The following is a 943-nucleotide window of genomic DNA, read 5'->3' as shown; positions in this document are numbered from 1 at the left end:
TCTTACCACCGTAAACTTTCTGAACGATCTGGTTCAGTTTGTCTTCAATAGAACCTTCCAGTTCATATGCATAAGTAAAGTCGTTTGGCTCTTCAACAAGACGAAGAACTTCTTCAGCAAGTTTGATTCCGCCTTCGCCGCCCTTTGCCCATACTTCAGAGAGAGCAACGTTAACACCGAGTTCTTTGCATTTTGCTTCTACGAAGTCAAGCTCTGCTTTTGTATCTGTTGGGAATGCGTTGATAGCAACAACACATGGAAGTTTGTATACGTTCTTGATATTGGAAACATGTTTCAGAAGGTTCGGGATACCTTTCTCAAGTGCTTCCAGGTTTTCATTGTTAAGGTCTGCTTTTGCAACACCGCCGTTGTATTTCAGGGCACGTACAGTAGCTACGATTACAACTGCGCTTGGTTTTAAGCCTGCCATACGACATTTGATATCGAGGAATTTCTCTGCGCCAAGGTCAGCACCGAAACCAGCTTCTGTGATTGCATAATCAGCAAGTTTCATAGCCATCTTTGTAGCTGTTACGGAGTTACATCCGTGAGCGATGTTAGCGAATGGTCCGCCATGTACGATTGCAGGAACGTGTTCCAGAGTCTGTACAAGGTTTGGTTTCAGAGCGTCTTTTAACAGAGCTGTCATAGCACCTTCTGCATGGAGGTCGCCGGCTGTTACCGGTTTCTGCTCGGAAACTTTACCATATGTATAACCGATGATGATCTTGGATAATCTTTCTTTCAGGTCTTTGATGTCACTTGCGAGGCAAAGAACTGCCATAATCTCAGATGCAACTGTGATGTCGTATCCGTCTTCACGAGGCATACCGTTTGTTCTTCCGCCAAGGCCGTCTACTACGTTACGAAGCTGACGGTCGTTCATATCCACACATCTTCTCCATGTGATCTTACGTGGGTCAATGTTTAATGCGTTGCCCTG

At 45.1% G+C, this 943-nt stretch carries 1 protein-coding gene; it reads right to left on the bottom strand.

The window, feature by feature from the left end:
• Positions 1-943, bottom strand: a 943-nt coding sequence (locus ACTNC0_RS18205) for a formate--tetrahydrofolate ligase (protein ID WP_441088488.1), incomplete at both ends; no start/stop codon positions are given.

It is taken from the genome of Blautia sp. HCP3S3_B11 (genome assembly GCF_052064435.1).
GTDB lineage: Bacteria > Bacillota > Clostridia > Lachnospirales > Lachnospiraceae > Blautia_A.
Note: the sequence above shows the minus strand (reverse complement) of the source record. Positions and strands in the feature narration are given on the sequence as shown.